At 55.7% G+C, this 17,937-nt stretch carries 10 protein-coding genes; 2 read left to right on the top strand and 8 right to left on the bottom strand.

The window, feature by feature from the left end; genetic code table 11:
- Positions 1-20 precede the first annotated feature (20 nt).
- From AY555_RS04455 to mutM, 8 genes are all read right to left on the bottom strand, one after another.
- Positions 21-8,366, bottom strand: coding sequence for an RHS repeat-associated core domain-containing protein (locus AY555_RS04455; RefSeq protein ID WP_066133977.1), 8,346 nt, complete (start codon positions 8,364-8,366; stop codon positions 21-23).
- Positions 8,367-8,705: 339 nt separating this feature from the next.
- Positions 8,706-9,632, bottom strand: a complete 927-nt coding sequence (locus tag AY555_RS04450) for a calcium-binding protein (protein ID WP_167798487.1) — start codon at positions 9,630-9,632, stop codon at positions 8,706-8,708.
- A 942-nt stretch (positions 9,633-10,574) separates the two neighbouring features.
- Entirely contained in the window at positions 10,575-12,080 is a 1,506-nt protein-coding gene (gene dnaA / locus AY555_RS04445) for a chromosomal replication initiator protein DnaA (protein WP_066136563.1), read from the bottom strand.
- Positions 12,081-12,103: 23 nt separating this feature from the next.
- Positions 12,104-12,310 carry a hypothetical protein gene (locus AY555_RS04440; RefSeq protein WP_066133973.1) on the bottom strand — a complete coding sequence of 69 codons (207 nt, stop codon included), beginning with the start codon at positions 12,308-12,310 and terminating at the stop codon, positions 12,104-12,106.
- Between the two features lie 514 nt (positions 12,311-12,824).
- On the bottom strand, positions 12,825-13,097 hold the full coding sequence (gene rpsT / locus AY555_RS04435; RefSeq protein WP_066133970.1) for a 30S ribosomal protein S20: 273 nt from the start codon (positions 13,095-13,097) through the stop codon (positions 12,825-12,827).
- 175 nt (positions 13,098-13,272) lie between these two features.
- Positions 13,273-14,049, bottom strand: a complete 777-nt coding sequence (locus tag AY555_RS04430; protein ID WP_066133967.1) for an enoyl-CoA hydratase — start codon at positions 14,047-14,049, stop codon at positions 13,273-13,275.
- 67 nt (positions 14,050-14,116) lie between these two features.
- Positions 14,117-14,506, bottom strand: coding sequence for a hypothetical protein (locus AY555_RS04425; protein WP_066133964.1), 390 nt, complete (start codon positions 14,504-14,506; stop codon positions 14,117-14,119).
- Between the two features lie 16 nt (positions 14,507-14,522).
- The gene (gene mutM / locus AY555_RS04420) at positions 14,523-15,371 is read right to left on the bottom strand and encodes a bifunctional DNA-formamidopyrimidine glycosylase/DNA-(apurinic or apyrimidinic site) lyase (protein ID WP_066133960.1); all 849 of its coding nucleotides are present in this window, start codon (positions 15,369-15,371) and stop codon (positions 14,523-14,525) included.
- Positions 15,372-15,460: 89 nt separating this feature from the next.
- On the opposite strand from mutM, the gene ubiE reads away from it, so the two are divergent.
- Positions 15,461-16,279, top strand: coding sequence for a bifunctional demethylmenaquinone methyltransferase/2-methoxy-6-polyprenyl-1,4-benzoquinol methylase UbiE (gene ubiE / locus AY555_RS04415; protein ID WP_082812060.1), 819 nt, complete (start codon positions 15,461-15,463; stop codon positions 16,277-16,279).
- A 15-nt stretch (positions 16,280-16,294) separates the two neighbouring features.
- Positions 16,295-17,839: a 2-polyprenylphenol 6-hydroxylase gene (gene ubiB / locus AY555_RS04410; RefSeq protein ID WP_066133957.1), complete on the top strand. Its 1,545-nt coding sequence runs from the start codon at positions 16,295-16,297 to the stop codon at positions 17,837-17,839.
- Positions 17,840-17,937 lie beyond the last annotated feature (98 nt).

The raw sequence follows: 17,937 nt of genomic DNA, 5'->3' as shown, positions 1-17,937 counted from the left end.
TATCCTGTATGGGGTTGAGGTCATGGAGTAAAACGAACCCATTTCCAGTCCGGAGCACCTGCGATCATATAAACCGTACCAAGACTTCCATAGGTCGTTCGATTGAGGGCTGTCGCAATTGTTTGGCCAACAGCCCCCCCGCGGGATCCCGGGATCGCACTGAAGCAGCAAGACATCTTGATCGGGGGATGTGTACCGCCGCCAACCCAGTCAGGGTGTTGGGTCCGCATATACCGTGCCAGAAGCTTGCCTGACATCGGGCGCATATACCCGGCGCCCTTGATGGACGGGAACACAAAACGCCCGGCACCATGCACGTCAATCACATCATGGAATTCGGTCCCGGCTTCATTCAGACGGTAGGAAACAGAGGAATGCATCCCAAGCTCTTCACGATTGAGAGTCAGGAACCGATATACGTGACCGGTCTCGGGGTTGGGGATTGGATTCACCCGGGTAAAGGCATCAATCAGATCAAACTCATTTTCTCCCAACGGCACGGGCATCGTATTCCCGAACCAAGAGAAGTAGGACCCGGACGCAGCAACAGCTCCGCCAAAACCAGCCAGAGCTGACAAGGCCACCGTTATGCCACTCCCTGCACTGAAAAGGGGCTGACCACCGAGGGCCGCCTGCGTTCCTATCGCGGCGGCAGAACCAGACAAACCACCCGCTATCCCGGATGCGATAGAGCCAATCCTGCTGACAGCTGTAGCCGAATAACCGGCCCTGAAAGCACGGCCGATCGCAGCATTGGCTGCTGTACCACCAAAAAACTCACCCGCAGCACCACCGGCAGCACCAGCGGCAAGATCAACGAGTGCCCGCACCGGCGTAAAGCGCTCACCGGATGCTCCCGCTGTTGTCGCATCACCGGCAAGGGAACCAACGGCACCGGCGGTCGCTGCAACAGCGGTAGAAACCCCCAGCGCCGTCCCTTCTTCCATTGCAAACAGAAATGCACCGGCACCGCCTGTCAGCAGGGTTGCAGCCGTACCAACCAAGGCACCCAGAAGAACGGCCCACCACGCTGCCTCTCCGGTAGGATCAAGAAGAGAGACCGGATTATTGCCACAGTAAACATAAGAGGATGCGTACTGTCCCTTGGGATCAACACTGTAAAAACGCTTTGATACCGGGTCATAAAGACGGGCTGACGCATTGTACAAGCCTGTTTCTGCGTCATACTCATACCCGGTAAAGCGGTAACGCAAGTGATCACCGGCCCCGTAACGGGCTACAACCTCACCAAATACATTATAATGGAATGCGCTTGAAAGCCTTCCGTCTGCCGATACCAGCCCACGCACGGACCCCAGATGATCCGTCAGAACCGGCATAACCTGTCTGTCAACCCGAATGGCAAACAACCCGCCGGGGCCATAGAGATATTCGGTAACCGATGGCGTTCCCGAAGCCGGACAATACTCCTCCATCAAGGTCCAGCCGTTCACACCACGCACATAAATCCGGCGCCCCTCTGTCGTGGCCTTAACGATACGATTTGAGCGGCTGTCATACTCGAAGGCAACATCACCATCTGTGGTCCGTATCCTGTCCACACGCCGTGTACCTGGATGACGCACAATATCGGTAATTGCCCTTGAAGAAGCCCGCGTTACGGCACCGACAGCATCAAAGGCATAATCGGCATGATCACTGCCATCAGTGTTGATAACCTGGTTTGTACCGGCACGATAACGATATGCCATTGCCTGACCGTCATGGTCACAGGACAAAACATTACCGTTGTCATCATAGGATGTCGGCGTAACAACCCCGAAACTCCACCGCGGCTGGATAACACCATCAGCCATCGTCCGGGCTGACAGAATCCGACCACCTGCATCATAGCGACAGGCGGTGGAGGTCCGTGCCGGGAACCCCGGCACGGCCAAAGCTGGCAGAGAAAAGACCACATCGACCGCAGAAACCTGCCCATTGTAGTATGCTGTACCATTTGCAGCCCCACTGTTGTAGGACAGCTCTTCGGTCATAAAGGCCGAAGAAAGACGGACCGGCCACCCGGGGCTGTTATAGACATAATCTGTCGTCACCGCTGCCTGTGCACCGGGAAGGATGCGCTGTTCCGCAATCTGGTCACCCGGTGCGTATGCCCATGCAGCCAGCACAGTGCCATTTCCATCAACCATACGCTCGACACGTCCGACAGCATCACGCTGTGACAGGACTGTAAACCCGGAGGGATACGTTGTGCCGGTCACATTACCTAGGTTGTCGTAGGTAAAGGTTGTCGCATACGCCCGGCCAAGCTGCGGCAAATGCAACGTCTTTCCTGCAACCTGACCGGCGTCGTCATGATCATAGACAAGAATACTGGTAGCCTGACGGCTTGTTTCGTCACATTCCGTCGCAGAAACTAGATGCCCGAGATTATTGATAGCAGTCCCATCACCGTCATGCACAAAGCGACGCAGGACACGGGCACCATCCTCCGGGCGTGGCCAATCCGGCTGTTCCGCCTTGGCCTGCAAGGCTCGCCTGTCCCATTCTGCTGCAACGAGTCCGGTCTCAAGCGGCCGCCCATAGCGGTCATACTTACTGTAAACTACATCACCATGGGCGGCCGTAACAGCATCCCGGGCAAAACGCGCATGTCCGGCAGCGTTGAAAACCGCCGCCTTCAAGCCACCGTCAGGATCCATGCGGCTGATAATCCGTCCGGAAAGATCAGAGAGTGTCAGCTTGGTCCAAGCATCGGCTGACCCTCCGGAAGGAAGGGTATAAAAATTCGGCAGACGAACCGCCTGCTGTACGCCATCAGACGTATAAACCGTGGCCTGGCTCTCGATGGTCCAGTGCCCACGCTCTGAATCAACACAACGGGCCGTGGCCACTGTCCGGGACAACGTATCGGTCAGAATCACGGACACGTCACCATTCTGGTCTGTTTTCTGCACACGGGCATAGCGACCAACCGGCAGACCCAAGCGACGGGTTGGTGCATCATCCGTGTTGGCTCCATAGGACCAGCGTACGGTATGACTCCCTTCCGGGGTACTTGTAGAAAGATTAGTTATGGCAAAATCACGACCAGGCATACCGGTCTCGACAACACGCCCCAGAGGAGACGGCTCAAACCGTTTGCGGGTATAAGGATATCCATGATCCTGCGGCCACGCATCCGCTGCCTTCCCGGACACAAGACCGCTGTCACGATCAAAAGCCGTAACCAGATCTCGGCGCCAGAACAGGAAGCCTTCACGACGGATATCAAGTGCAACGGGCTTGAGCTGCACATCTGGCCGCCCCAGTTCGTCATACAGGGTCGTCGCGATGACAACCTGTGTCCCCTCAACAGAATGCCCCTGCGTCGTACGACCGCATCCATCGAAATAGCGGATAGCCATCTGTAAACGGCTACCGGCAACAAATTCACGGATAACCAGTGGTCCTCCGGCAACAAACGCCGGACGCCCCTGCGGGCACTGCTCGGGCAGATAACGGAACAGAATCCGGCCATCAAGCGCCACAATCACAGCATGGGGTCCAAGCACAACCAACCAGTCACCGGATGGCGTGGGACTGGTAAAGGCACCTTGGACCGTATCCTTGTTCAGGCGATCGGTCAGTGTCCAAGCACATGTATCCGGATTCCAAGCGATAGAAAGATCATCACCCAAAAGCAGGCTAACGCTGTACCCAGGTTCAGCCTTGGCAGTCAGGCGAACCATATAATCCGTGACAAGCCGGATCCCGGTAAAATCGATCCGCCCGGGTTGATACCCATGATAAGAAAGCTGCCCGTTGGCACTGGTCCACAACGTCGGCTGTGTCGACGAGAACCCGTCCGACCAGACGCCATTGTTGCGAAACCGGCCATACCATGTCTCCCCCATAGGCTGGACCACAAGCTGACTGTTGGGAGTATACGGATCGAAATCATCCTGCGTTTGCCGCGCCAGATACGGCGCGATCACATTGACAACAGACTGGAATTCGTTGGTGATCGCGACCTGGCGGTGCTGCCGGTCATAGATGCGGCGGCGGATCTGGTTATAGGGACCAACCTCAGCCGTCAGACGATAGGTCACAGGATCAAAAACATGGGCCCGGACAGACCCGCCACGGGTCGAAAATGCCACGTTATCGATAAAGATTGTGACATTGCTACTGTTGACCGGCGTCAAATGCACCGTAACCGGCTCCTGACACCCGGACAGATCCACAGGAATGGCATAAAAAGACCACTGTGTTGATTCAACCTGAACAGTCCGGGGTGTGGGCAACGATGCAGCACCGGGACCGGAATACTCTACACGCCAGCATTCAACGGGGCCATGAACACTCACAGCCGGATCCAGACAAGCCCAGAACGAAAACAGGAATGGCTCTGAACGATCACGCGGCGTCAGCTCTAGGGATGCCCCAGATGCGCCTGCTGGCACCGCCAGACAACGCGTACCCGTGCAACTGATGGCCGTTACAAGGGGTGTCCGGGCAGGGTCCAAGTTCCAGTTCCCGGCTGTCTCATAAGGTTCAAACCCGTAATAGTATGCTTCCTGCCCCGACAAAGACGCACCGGAAAAGGTAGCAACAAGGGGGGAACCTACTGTGGCATACAGCTCGCTCTGAACCAGCCCGGACGATGTTCGGGTCTCTACGTGATACCCATAGGCATTACGATGCTCGACACGTCCGGTCCGCAACCACTGTGCAGGATCCTCCGATGGAGTAGAAACACCGGCGGCAACACGACTCCATGCCTGCACTTCAGAAAAAAGAGACAGGCGTCCGGCGTCCCCGATGGCCGGTCCGGGAAAAGAGCGCCACTCCATCAGGGCCTGACCGGTTACAACCGGTTCAGCATCACCTGTTGCAACGGTCGAGGTTATCTCCACCCATGGCGTCAAGATGTTGAGAAAGCCAAACTGCGGATATCTCTGCCACCCGGGCACAACACGGCGGCGATGGACCTCGGTCTGCGCAACAGAATTCAGGACTGACATGTCCGTTTGCATAACCTGTCCCGTACGCAGGTCATACGCAAAGGACTGCGTTGATGTCACGCCATCGACAACCCGCGTCGTTGATGTCAACTGCACATAACCGCCATGCAAACGACGGATCGTGCCATCCCTGATATCTTGGACTTGGTCAACAAAAGACCAAGTGTTGAGATAACTAGCCACCACACGGTTACCTGCATCATGCATGTCCGTACGCAGGAGCTGCCCGTCCAGAACAGCCTCCCGCACCGGGTTCCCAGGGGCACGGTCTCCAATCCCGTTCATAAAGGTATAACGGGTCGAACCATTCTGACCGCCCGGCCCTCTGGACACAGCAACCGTATAGTATTTGCAAACATCGCCCTGCACGCTGAGAGCTGCCGTATCCGGATCAAAGAGGTAGGCCACCTCCTCGCGAGTGTAACCGTTATCGCTGATCACGGACCGCACAGGAAAATCTGCAACTGGTTGTAGTACAGAGTCATGCAGGAACCGATACAGGGTCAAGAACTGCGCCTGATCGAAAGGCTCATAAGAAGGCAGAAAGGTTGCAAAGCTCCCCGGTCCGGAAGACTCACACAAAGCCTGCTGCACAACCTCACCGGCGAAAATAAACCCGGGTTTCAGGATCGTGATCCGTGTCATCGGCCTTCCGGCATTGTCCTGACCCAAAGCCAGCAAAAACAGCGGGCCCTGATTGATAAGGGTTGCCGTATTCACATCCGGGGGCAATGAGCCGGTTACATGCCGGGCGGCTTCTTTCCAGTCTGTTGATACACCTCGGTCATAAACACGGTCACCAAACGTCACCGTATTGCCACCAACACTAGAGCCATAGTGCTGCAAACCGCTTCCAACAGGCGCACCGTCATACAAAAGGAGCGGATCACCAGCCCAGACTGATAGGGTGGTATCGGGATCAAAAGCCTGCAACATCCCGATGACCTGATCCGGGGTGTATTCAGTCTTCACCACCACATCATCCCCGGCTACAAACCGGAATGCAGCACCGTCCATGACGGGATTACGCAGGGACAAGCTGTTATTGGGAAGCCAATCACGCCCATTGAACCGCAACAGGTCGGGCCCGCAGGCAACCAGGCCAGAGGCTGAAATGACGGGTATCGGCTGCCAGGGCAAGACACCGCTTTCTGTCTTGTCGATGGTTCCAACAGTCTGGAACGGCGTATTCAGTGTCCGGTCAGACTTCCAAGTATACAGGCTGAGCTGCCACGTTAGGCGGGACCCTGTATCAGCAATGACCGACGCGGCAGCAAAAACCCATGATGCCGCCACCCAGTGAAAATTGGCACGAACATCTGGGCCGGAGATGGTTATGTCCGGTGCCGGACGCGTATCCAGAATCGACCAGTCGCCTGTTTCACCAATACCATGACAGACTAGGCGGCTTTGCTTTGTACCAGGTGCGGAAAGACCGTCGTAATACAGAACAACCATGGCTGTGGCATTCGCTGCCAGAAAGATATGCCAGACTGATGGGTCACGCATATGCTCTTCTGTCGGCACATTCTCTTGCGTCCATGACCGCGACAGGTCGTTCCATGTAAACCGGGTGACGGTGTTATTCTGTCCGTTGGCTATGGCCAGAAAACGGTCTCCAGCAACAACGTGGCTGTTGCGGCTTTCAATACCAAGGGGAGAAGCAGGATCTTCAATCCACCCGCCCAGAATACGGTTATCACGGTGAAAAAACAGCATGCAACTGCTGACTTTATCTGCATCAGGAACATGCAGGACAAAGAAATCGTCACGCAAGACCGGATTGATACCATCCGGATCAATGGAAAGCAGGTACTGCCGCACAGACGGGGTCCAGGCAATCCAGCGCCCATTCCACGTATAAACCGTCAGACTGAAACGACTGTCAGCAATCCACATGACAACCGCATAGTCCGTACCAAACCAAACCCTTGGCTTGGCACTGGCCAAGGACGGCAAGACCGTCAGGCTGCGCGAACACTTTGCCAGACTCTTTTGCTGATAATCATAGGCAATAACAGCCCCTTCCGGTAAATGCCGCGAAGCAATTGCCCCGGGATTGCTCCCCGTTGCTGGATGATACGTCATACGCAAGGGTGGAAGAAAACTGCCATCAGCCTGTACCCGGCTTATCGCCGTCAGGACGCGCCGCGTCATCGTACCGGCAAAATCGGGAGGAGCCTTGTCAGGAACAGCGGAAAACAGCCCAAGTTCATACGTGAAGCACGTTGTAAACAACAGGTCGCCTGTGTGGGCACAGCACTCCACGCGTTCAAGAAACAGCGTCTCGTAACGATCCTGCCACGCTGTGGGCGCATCATCGGGAACAGCCCTGTGCGGATCCAGATACTCACGCACACCGGACATCTCACTGGAATACTGCTTTGGTGCATAAATCAGACGTGCTGAACGTCCGAACATGTCGGTGACAGTTTCCAGATAAATGGCCCGGGTAAACGGCAGACCATTCACACCGACAAGAGGCTGGACCTGTCTGTAGGCAAAGTGGATCTCATCACGGTTCGGAGCCCGCTGAGCAGATACATACCATGACAACGGATACTGAGCCTGAATCCGCTTCCCCTCGGGATCGTGGGCAACCATTCCCGGACCAGCCCACCCATTCCAATGAACGCCCCAGACAATGGAGTCCCCTTGGCTGGTACCATGCCCCGCAGCGTTGGTTCCGGAAGCACCACCAAAAATACGGCACAGGCCAGATGTGTCATAAATCTCCCAGCGCTCGAACGGTGCATAATAGCAAATGCGAGAGAAGTCATAACCTTCTGCTTCGTAGTGAAGACCACCATCCAGAACAGACAAAGAACCAGCTTCAACCCGGACAACCAGCATATAGGCATTGACCGGATCAACAACAGACCAGCTCTTTCCAGGAATATCAACCGTCACACGCGCTTCGCGGTCCAGAACCAGGCCTTGATCCAGGAAAGCACGCTGTACCGCCGGTGTTACCTCCTTGCGATCCAGGGAAGCAGACAGACTGATATCAAGATTCCCGCGCTGCCAGGGACGTGCAACACGATACAAACGGTTACGAGAACCCCGGCTGGTCAGGAAAAGCGTGGCACTGTCCCGATCACCCGGCACAGCATAATGGGCATCGATCCGGTCAAGGGGCAGATCCCACCCAAGTCCAAGAATGCCGGTTGGCGCATCGCGATTGCTTTGCACAACTTGCCCTGAAACAGCGCTGCTATAAGTCGCCAGAAGCTCTAGGTTCAGACCGCCCCGCCCTGGAAGAGATAACAAGGGAACAGAGAACGAAACGGTGCCCCGGAACAGATTCACATCCTGACCGGAACGGCCATCGGCACTGTATTGGGAGGCCTGCCCGGGCGGAGCCTCAAGTACCGTGTCTAACCTTGCAGCGCTCATAACACGTTTCCGTATACCAGCCAACCCAACCAGACCTGGCGTTGGTTGTATACGATATAATTTATCCCGACAAGGTTAATAATAAGTCGGTATTTTATCGATTAATAAATGACGATAAAAATAAGTAGGCATGCGGAATGCTGTCCAAGTGAATGCAAAGGAACAATGGCTCCAACCAAGAAGAAGCCGAACCGAGATAAAGACGAACGGGAAGGAGCAGAGCTGCGACAGACATCAGAATATCGCGCAAGTCTTACAATATAATGCCCCCTGCAACACACCCAAAGCAGGCAGATGCTACAGGGGACAGTACCATAAATAGCACATGATCAGCGGTGCTTATTCCGCGACCAAACCTAATCCCGCTGCCGTAATATGGAACGGGAGATCAGAGCACGTCTCGACAAAAATCATCATGTCTTCGGCAGCATCACCTGTTACATCGACACGAATGGCAGGCGGAGCATACCAGAGACCATAATCAGCCCCAACGCTATACCATACAGAATGCGCAGCAGGGCTTTCATCGCTGAAGGCAAGCGCTTGGAAGCCATCTTGTGATGCATTTGCATCAATGGCAGACAGGTCGATGCGGTCTCCCTCCGCATAATCAAAATCAGTAATTCTGGAAGGGTCATTGAACGGAGAATCTGCAACCGACTTGAATACAAATATATCGGCTCCCCTTCCACCCATCAGGATATCATCACCCCCGTTGGCAATTAGGGTGTCATTGCCTTCACCGCCAGCCAGCAGGCTTTTGCCCGCAGCAGCCGTCAGAGTATCACCGGCAAGGCCACCAATAACGGCTTCCATATTGTGCAGCGTATCCTCTTCCTGACCACCGACCTTGGCCACGATTGGACCTTGGACAGACAGGTCCACCTCAACAGGCTTGTCCTTGTCAGAATAATCTGCCCCATCAAAACCAGCTCCGCCATCCAAGGTATCCCGCCCTAGACCACCCAAGAAAACTTCATTAGTGGAAGCCCCTATCATCCGGTCATCCGCTGAACTACCGATAACCCTCTCAATATTTCTCAAAAGATCTTTCTGCTGGCCATTTACACTGACAATCAGATCATCCACAGAGTTTGGCGTGATCGTCAGCGAATAATCACTGGATGAATAATCGACGACATCAGCCCCCCCAAGGCCATCTATGAAGCTGCGTGATTTAGGCGGATACAGAACGTCATCATCCTGCGTTCCACTCATCACTGCATAGGAGCCAACCATAACAACAGAGTTCTTTATCCGTGTCATATCCATCATATCCTCCATGTTCAGTCGGGCAAGGAAGACCCGCAAACACGAACGGTATCAAAATAGACAAGGAACATCACAATGAAAATATATACACCTACCTTGAACTATTAAGGACATAGAATAGCCATATACATATAAGCCAATAATTATGATATAAATTGGTGACTTAAGTGTATTTGTAGGATATTCATCAATGAATTGACATATATGGAATATTAATAACACATCATGAATGTATACATGCACAATTTATGATGAAACATGTCTATTATTTTACCTTGCATGCCAGAGTAATCGACAGCAACGACAGCACATGCGACCTGCTTCAGGAATGGTAACAGGAAGAGACTAAAGGGACTGTGGCCGAGCAGAACGTTTCTTGTCCATGATCACAATCAGGCTCTGGTTACGCTGCTGCAACACAAGGCTTTCAGACACACCGCAAGGCAAGGCCACACTTCTTTTCCTGTACGGAATACGCATGCGCTGGGATCAAACATCCCACGCAAAAAACCGGGGACCCGGTGCCCCTGTCCGGCGGGGAGCAAGGAAGCCGGGCAGGATGGCCATCAGGGGGGAACCACACCGGGCCCCCGGTTCAGCGCACGAAGACGCCGGCCACCACATGCGCTGACAACACACGTGGTGGCGGGAGGTCAAAAACCCAATAACACTGCCCACAGTCAGAGGTACCGGGCGGACTTATTTCCCTTGCGGGTATTCTATTCGCCGCCCTCCCGCCATGATACACGTGCACGGACCGCGAGGTATCGGTCCGTCACCGTACAGACAGTCGCCGCGCAATACAGGCGACCGTCTGCTGTGGGGTATGTACGAGGTTTTTGCGCCTCTATCGACAGGTTTTTAAACCCTGCCGACAGGTGTTACCCTATGGTAGTTTTTATCGCCAATCAAGCAATTATAGATGATGTCACGCGCTCAGGTTTCCAGCATCCGGCGCAGCAGTTCCACATCCTCGGCAAAGGCGGTGTCGCTGCTCATCAGCTGATTGATCTTTTTGACTGCGTGAATCACCGTCGTATGGTCACGCCCGCCAAACTTGCGACCAATTTCAGGCAACGAACGACTGGTCAGTTGCTTGGACAGAAACATGGCAATCTGACGCGGCCGGGCAATGGAACGGGAACGCCGTGCGGAATGCATGTCTGATACCCGGAGCTGGAAATGCTCAGCAACCCTCTTCTGAATCTCGTCAATGGTGACGCGCCGGTCATTGGCGCGGAGAAGATCCCGCAGCACATCCTGGGCTGTTTCTAGGGACAGTGCACGCCCCACAAGCTGGGCATGCGCAATCAGGCGGGTCAGGGCGCCCTCCAGCTCGCGGATATTGGAGCTGATCTTGTGCGCCAGAAACTCCAAGACCTTTGGCGGCACGACAACGCCGGATGTTTCAGCTTTCGTCGACAGGATGCCCAGACGCAGGTCATAGGTGGTGGGGTGAATATCGGCGACCAAGCCAGACGACAGGCGAGAGCGCAACCGGTCGCCGATGTCATCTAGGTCCGCCGGTGACTTGTCCGCAGAAATCACCACCTGTCGCCCCTGGTCAACCAGGGCATTGAAAGTGTGAAAGAACTCTTCCTGCGTTGTGTCCTTGCCCGAGATGAACTGGACATCATCAATCATTAGGACATCAACGGAACGGAATTGTTCCTTGAATGCCATCGTGTCCTTGTAACGCAGCGCCCGTACAAAGCTGTACATGAACTTTTCAGCAGATAGGTAGATAACGCGCCGTCCCGGGTGACGAGACCGGATGGCATGGGCGATGGCATGCATCAGGTGTGTTTTACCCAGTCCAACTCCGCCATATAGGAACAACGGATTGAAAACCGCCTGACCGGAGTCCACGATCCGCCGCGCGGCCGCGCAGGCAAATTCGTTGGTGGCGCCGGTTACAAAACTTTCGAACGTATAGCGCGGGTCGAGCGGTGCCGACAGGTCATCGGGCAATGCAGGCGCAGGTGCAACGACCGAAGGCATGGCAACCGGTGGGGCAACACTTGCCAGAAGATCGCCTTGTTGCGATCCCTTTGATCTGGAATCCCTCACCGATGACGTGGATGGTGACCGGCGCATCTGCACCGGCGGAGTCGGTGGCAAGGGTGCCTGTGCCACTGGCTGGCTTTTGGGCTGTACCGGGGCAGCGGCATTGACAGACAGGTTGACCTGCCGGATCGAAGGATCTTCCACGCTACACAGCGCCCGGATACGATCGCCATAATGCGTCATGATCCAATCCCGCATGAAGCGCGTTGGCACCGTCAGCTGCAAGGTTCCGCTACGAACCCCGGAATGACGGATCGGAACAAACCAGTTTGCATAAGCCGTTTCGCCAAATTCTTCCCGCAGACGGGGCAGGATTCTGTCCCAGGAAAAAACGGTATCGCGTTCTTCTTTTACCATCAGGTCTGCTGTCGTCATCTGCGTTGCCTCAAGCCCCGGCACTATGATGTTGTATCAGGCAGGGGGGCCAACCCCGGTGTAACAGGCCCGGTATCATTCAGCATGCCCCCTCTGACAGGAACACATCTACCCTGTCCGGCGGATGCATTACTCCACACGCCGGGACCAAACTGGCGAACCCTGAGCCGGGTTCTGTTCTGCTTCAGAATCCTTTCCGGAGAAAGGGTACGGCCACCGGCAACCCGCATGTTTGCCCCGCAGGGAAGACAAGACGGAATACCGCAGAGCTGCACGTGTCCCTTGTTTAAAGGCCGTGCGGCCGTGTTATCGAGAATGGTGTAATCCGGTGACAAGAAAAGGATGATGAATGAAGAACAGGGAGTGAAACAGGGAGGCCGACGCCCAGAAAAATCTTGGTGCCAGACCCGATCAGAGGGGTGACTCTATCCGCAAGATGCGCGCTCATTCAATGAGATCGAAAGGGGAACATGAAAAGTTTTTTTCTTGACGCCCCCAAGGAATGAAAGCGGCATTCTGACCCACCCGATCACAGTCCCAATACGGTGAGAACAGAGCATCGCAGAGTGATAACCGGGAGTCGTCACGCCATAGTGACATGACGAATCCATACCAAGACTCCACGGCTAAGCACCGCAAGAACACCATGATCAAAAGACGCAAAAGGCCGCATCCCGGACCTTAATCCAGGAGCGCGACCTTTTCGATACGGCGCAGCCCGAATGGCCGCCTGCAAAACCCTTGTCAGGCGGCGGCAGGCAGAGCCTTGATCTGCGCGCTCAGGCGCGAGACCTTGCGGGACATGGTGTTCTTGTGGAACACGCCCTTCTGAGCACCGCGCATCATCTCCGGCTGGGCGACCTTGAAGGCTGCATCGGCAGCTGCCTTGTCACCGCCGGCAACAGCCAGCTCGACCTTCTTGATGAAGGTACGTACGCGGCTCTTGCGCGCATGATTGATGGCAAAACGGCGAGCGTTGCGGCGAATGCGCTTCTGGGCCGACTTGTGATGAGCCATAGCCTTGGATTCCGTCCAAATAAGAGTAACAGGTTCACGAATACGAAGCGCGCTTTATAGGCAAAGAGTACCCTTCCGTCAACAGTGGAGTCCCGCATCGGGGCATGTTGCCCCTTATTTCCCGGCTGACCGGGACTCACAGGGGGTCTTGCCGCCGATTCGGCCCAGTCCCTGCCTAGCGGTGTTTGAAGTTTGGCTCGCGCTTCTCGACAAAAGCAGCCATGCCTTCCTTCTGATCTTCGGTGGCAAAAGTGGCGTGAAACACCCTCCGCTCGAACAAAAGCCCTTCCCGCAGGGTGGTTTCATAAGCCCGGTTTACCGATTCCTTGATCATCATTGTCAGCGGACGCGACATCCGGGCAATTTTCTGCGCGGTCCGGATCGCATCCTCGCGGAGGGTATCAAGCGGAACAACGCGCGACACCAAACCAACATGCTCGGCTTCCTCAGCCGTCATCTGACGCCCGGTCAGGCACATTTCCATGGCCTTCGCCTTGCCAACAATCCGGGTCAGCCGCTGGGTTCCCCCGGCACCGGGCATCGTACCAACCGTTATTTCCGGCTGTCCAAAGCGGGCATTGTCGGCCGCGATGATAAAGTCGCACATCATGGCAATCTCACAGCCCCCACCCAGCACATAACCAGCCACAGCGGCCAGAACCGGCTTGCGGCAGCTTGCCACCCGTTCCCACCCCTTGGTGATGAAGTCTTCGGTATAGGCATCAAGGTAGGTCTTGTCGGCCATTTCCTTGATATCGGCACCTGCCGCAAACGCCTTGTCTGATCCCGTCAGAACAATAGCACCGATATCAGGGTTGCTTTCAAAGGCATCCAAAGCCGCACTCATGTCCTTGACCAATCCTGCGCACAGGGCATTAAGAGCCTTGGGCCGATTCAGGATCACCACACCTACCTCGCCGTGGGTTTCAACCAAGATATGTTCATATGCCATGCGCTTTTGGCTCCCTTCCGTCTTTGGTACAAACCCGATAACAGGCTGTCCTGTTTTTCTGTAAATTTCAGTCCACGGGCACAACCCGGAAACGGACAATGACATCCGTTCTGTTTTGCCCGACATCCAGGACAAGCTCCTCGGCTTCCCGCCGGAAAAGAGTCTCTCCGGTCCGGGTCCATCCCAGCTGCGGCAACGTCCGGGCATAAAAATCCAGGACATCGGCAGGCGAGACCCGCCCCTTGGCTGTTGATTCGACAATCGTGCCGTAGGGACTGTCAAAAACAGTCAATCCACCTTCATGGCTTTGCAGTCCGGGCATCAGGGGCAAATCCTCGATCCCTTCGGCGAAGTCCTGCACAGACGCGGAAACAACCGCCGTGGCCAGTGCGACAGCAAGGGCAACAGGCAGGACGAGAAAAAAGCGATACACGCCAGAGGAGAAAAAAGGTCCCATGGCACCGGAGCGTACCCTAGCGTTGCCGCATCGCACAGAAAAATGTTGAGCGCCCGGCCTGAATGATCCGGCGCACGCCGCCACCCTGTGTATGGTCACAGGTACAGTCCGGACATGGCTGCCCCATGCGGTCATACACAGCGAACCGGTGCTGGAAATATCCCAGCTCACCATTGACCTGCATGTGGTCACGCAACGAGGACCCGCCGGATTCCAGGGCATCGAACAGAACCGACTGCACGGCCCCGGCAAGGGATCGGCATTCCCGCTCATCCAGGCTGTGTGCCGGACGATCAGGCGCAATGCCGGCCCGGTACAGGGCTTCGCTGGCATAGATGTTGCCGATTCCGGCAACCACACCCTGATCCAGCAACGCAACTTTCACCGTCGTACGGCGACGGGAAAAGGCCTGCACCAGAATAGATCCATCAAACGCATCGGACAGGGGTTCCGGCCCCATACTCCGTAACAAGGGGTGGCCGGGCAGTGCATTGGATGACACCAGCAGCAGCACACCAAAACGGCGCGGGTCGTGATAGGTCAGGGTATCATCGCGATCCGTACGCATGACCAGGTGGTCATGTTTTCCGATCGCTGGCTGTTCATCCTGTGCGGTGTGAATGCGCCAAGATCCGCTCATTCCCAGATGACCCAGAACACACATGCCGTCATCCAGGTCCCATATGTAGTACTTTCCACGCCTGTGCACGCGCTGGACCCGTCGCCCTGTTAGCCTTTGCTGTAAATTATCAGGAAAGGGCTGGCGCAGATCAGCCCGGCGCACATCCACCTCTTGCAGGATGCGCTGCTCCAGAAAGGGCGCCAATCCGCGGCATACAGTTTCAACTTCGGGCAGTTCCGGCATAAGGGAGTATTCTCCGATCAGGAAAATTATGGTGTGCAGAAGGCTCCCTTATAGCGTTTCCGGTCGGGTTGGGCTATCGTGCGGCTATGATGCACAAGAATACCGGACCTGCCGCTGATACCGCTTGCGTGACCGATGAGGCCCCGTCGGCCCGGACAACCCATTTCGGCTTTCGTACCGTTCGCGAGGACGAGAAAGAAGGCTTGGTGCGCGGCGTGTTCACCTCGGTCGCCCGTCGCTACGACCTGATGAACGATGTGATGAGCTTGGGCGTCCACCGCCTTTGGAAAGACCGCTTCGTCGACATGCTGGCACCGCGCGCCGGCATGCAGGTTCTGGATGTTGGCGGCGGAACCGGTGACATTGCCTTCCGCATCTTGGATCGGGTGCGTCGCCGGGTGCCTGATCTTGGCGGCACAACCGTACAGGTCTGTGATATCAACACCGGCATGCTGAACGTTGGACGGGACCGGGCGCTGGATCGTGGACACCCTGCCGGCCTAACGTGGATTAATGGTGACGCAGAAAGCCTCCCCTTTCCTGATGCATCCTTTGATGCCTATACCATCGCGTTCTGTTTGCGCAACGTCACCCGCATTGACCAAGCCCTGAAAGAAGCGCGCCGTGTCCTGAAACCTGGTGGACGATTCCTGTGTCTGGAATTTTCCAAGGTTCTGGTGCCGGGCTTGGACCGACTTTACGATCTTTATTCCTTTGCCGTGTTACCCCGGATGGGGCAACTTGTTGCGGGTGATCGTGACAGTTACCGCTACCTAGCTGAAAGCATCCGCCAGTTTCCCGCCCAGAAAGAACTGGCAGACAGAATGGTTCAAGCTGGTTTGTCACGGGTAGCGGTGCATAATCTCAGCGGTGGTATTGCCGCCATTCACTCGGCATGGCGGATCTAGGATGGTTGGGGCCTGATGTTTTCTGCCTGTCGTAATCTTGCCCGCGTGTTTCGTATCGGTCGGGTCCTAGCCCGTCACGATGTTCTGTTTCTTCTGGATGCCTTGCCGGTCGGGTCCTTGGTGGCAACCCTTCTGCGTCCCATGGTACGCCCTGCCGAAGGGAGGCCCGGGCAACGCTTGGCACGAGCTTTTGTCGAGCTAGGACCAACATTTATCAAGCTTGGGCAGGCTCTTTCCACGCGCCCGGATCTGATGGGCGAGGCCATTGCGCAAGATCTAACAGATCTGCAGGATCGCCTAGAGCCTTTCCCGTTCGAAGATGTGCGCCGTATTCTGACCGATGAGTTCGGGGAGCCACCCGAGTCCCTGTGGCAAAGCTTCGATGAAGTTCCGGTGGCCGCCGCCTCCATTGCCCAGGTTCACTTTGCCGTCACAACAGATGGCAAGCCGGTTGCCGTCAAGGTTCTGCGCCCGGGTGTGGAGAAAATTTTCGCCCGTGATGTTGAAATGTTTTCCTGGATAGCGGCGATGGTGGAGCGGTTCCGGCCGCAGTTCCGCCGGCTGCGCCCGGTTGAAACCGTCCGGACGTTCGAGGATTCGGTCACGCTAGAAATGGATCTCCGGTTTGAAGCCGCCGCCGCTGCGGAACTGGCAGAGAACTTCGCCGGGGATACCACGTTCCGCGTTCCGGCCATCGACTGGCAGCGCACCGGCCAACGGGTTATGACGCAGGAACGCATTGCCGGTATACCCTTGGATGAGCGGGAAAGAATCATTGCCGTCGGCCTTGACCCGCGCGAGGTGATTACCCACGCCGCAAATGCATTTTTCAACATGGTGTTCCGCGACGGGTTTTTTCATGCTGACCTGCACCCGGGGAATCTGTTTGTTGACGAGACCGGGACCATCATCGCGGTTGATTTCGGGATTATGGGTCGGGTCAGCGAGGAAACGAAGCGAACCCTAGGGGAAATGCTGCTAGGTTTCCTGACCGGTAATTACCGCCGCGTGGCAGAGGTTCATTTTGAAGCCGGATGGGTGCCCGATGACAAATCAGTCGATGCATTCACCCAAGCCGCCCGTTCCATTGCGGAACCCATTTTTGGCAAGCCGATCAACGAAATTTCTATCGCGCGTCTACTGGGGCAGCTGTTCCAGGTAACAGAGCAATTTTCGATGCAGACCCAGCCGCAACTGCTGCTGTTGCAGAAGTCCATGCTTCTGGCCGAAGGTGTGGGGCGCAAGCTGGAACCCGGTATCAACATGTGGGAACTGGCCTATCCACTAGTGGAACGCTGGATGACCGATACCTTTGGTCCCGGTGCACGGGTCAAGGGAACAGTGCATGGTCTGGCTCGGACCTTGGAGCGGATGCCTGCTGTTCTTGAATATGCCGACCGGGCGGCTGCAATGATGGCTTCCGGTGGGTTGAAGCTGCATCCTGAAACGGTGCGTCAGCTTGGTGTCAGTCTGACCGGGGGAAATGGCCGCCGTACTTTGCCAACCTGGCTGCCATGGATCTTGGTTGCGGGACTGGCATTGGCCTTGATCGGACGGTAAGGTCAATAAGTTGCTTGATATGCGTCGCATTGTAATCTAGGGTTTCTTTTGTCGGCAGGGTTCAAAAACATGTCGATAGAGGCCCAAAAACCTCGTAC

Origin of the sequence: Haematospirillum jordaniae (assembly GCF_001611975.1) — a bacterium.
GTDB classification, from domain to species: domain Bacteria; phylum Pseudomonadota; class Alphaproteobacteria; order Rhodospirillales; family Rhodospirillaceae; genus Haematospirillum; species Haematospirillum jordaniae.
This window is presented reverse-complemented; position numbering and strand designations above follow the sequence as displayed.

Coding starts and splice junctions, on each gene's coding strand:
- AY555_RS04455 (WP_066133977.1), bottom strand. CDS start 8,366: ATGAGCGCTGCAAGGTTAGACACGGTACTTGAGGCTCCGCCCGGGCAG.
- AY555_RS04450 (WP_167798487.1), bottom strand. CDS start 9,632: ATGACACGGATAAAGAACTCTGTTGTTATGGTTGGCTCCTATGCAGTG.
- dnaA (WP_066136563.1), bottom strand. CDS start 12,080: ATGACGACAGCAGACCTGATGGTAAAAGAAGAACGCGATACCGTTTTT.
- AY555_RS04440 (WP_066133973.1), bottom strand. CDS start 12,310: ATGCGGGTTGCCGGTGGCCGTACCCTTTCTCCGGAAAGGATTCTGAAG.
- rpsT (WP_066133970.1), bottom strand. CDS start 13,097: ATGGCTCATCACAAGTCGGCCCAGAAGCGCATTCGCCGCAACGCTCGC.
- AY555_RS04430 (WP_066133967.1), bottom strand. CDS start 14,049: ATGGCATATGAACATATCTTGGTTGAAACCCACGGCGAGGTAGGTGTG.
- AY555_RS04425 (WP_066133964.1), bottom strand. CDS start 14,506: ATGGGACCTTTTTTCTCCTCTGGCGTGTATCGCTTTTTTCTCGTCCTG.
- mutM (WP_066133960.1), bottom strand. CDS start 15,371: ATGCCGGAACTGCCCGAAGTTGAAACTGTATGCCGCGGATTGGCGCCC.
- ubiE (WP_082812060.1), top strand. CDS start 15,461: ATGCACAAGAATACCGGACCTGCCGCTGATACCGCTTGCGTGACCGAT.
- ubiB (WP_066133957.1), top strand. CDS start 16,295: ATGTTTTCTGCCTGTCGTAATCTTGCCCGCGTGTTTCGTATCGGTCGG.